Origin of the sequence: Micromonospora sp. KC606 (genome assembly GCF_004348675.1) — a bacterium.
Taxonomy (GTDB): domain Bacteria; phylum Actinomycetota; class Actinomycetes; order Mycobacteriales; family Micromonosporaceae; genus Micromonospora.
Genome location: NZ_SMKN01000428.1, coordinates 1 through 434 on the forward strand (window position 1 = coordinate 1; position 434 = coordinate 434).

Genomic DNA, 434 nt, shown 5'->3' on the forward strand with positions numbered 1-434 from the left:
GATGGTGTCGGCGGTGCGGTTGGGCAGCACGTCGATCCGCTCGTGGCTCTCGGCGTCGATGACCACGGTGGCATAGCGGCGTCGCCGGCGCGGAGCGAAATCGTCTACGCCGATCACGCGAGGAACTCGCCCGGTGGGCAACGGGATGCGCGACAGGGCACGCAGGGCCGTGTGACGGGACAGGCCCATGGCGAGTGTCGCCAGCAAACGCGCCCCTGCCCGGCCCGCCCCGGCGACGCCCGCACATCGGGCAGACCCATGATGTTCTGCGGCGTCCGGGCCCGCACCACGATCCGCTCACCTTCGTCGACCACGTCCTCGGTGACCAGCGGGGACAACCCCGAGGACACCGCCTGCACACGCTTGTTGACGAACTCCACACAGGAGGCAACGAGGCCTCGCCACCCTCTGTCACCACCGAAGGTGAGACAGGG

1 pseudogene is annotated in these 434 nt (G+C 69.6%); it reads right to left on the reverse strand.

The features are described from left to right. Window positions 1–359, reverse strand: a pseudogene (locus tag E1193_RS31535) (ISL3 family transposase); the annotation flags it as partial. Between the last annotated feature and the right edge of the window lie 75 nt (window positions 360–434).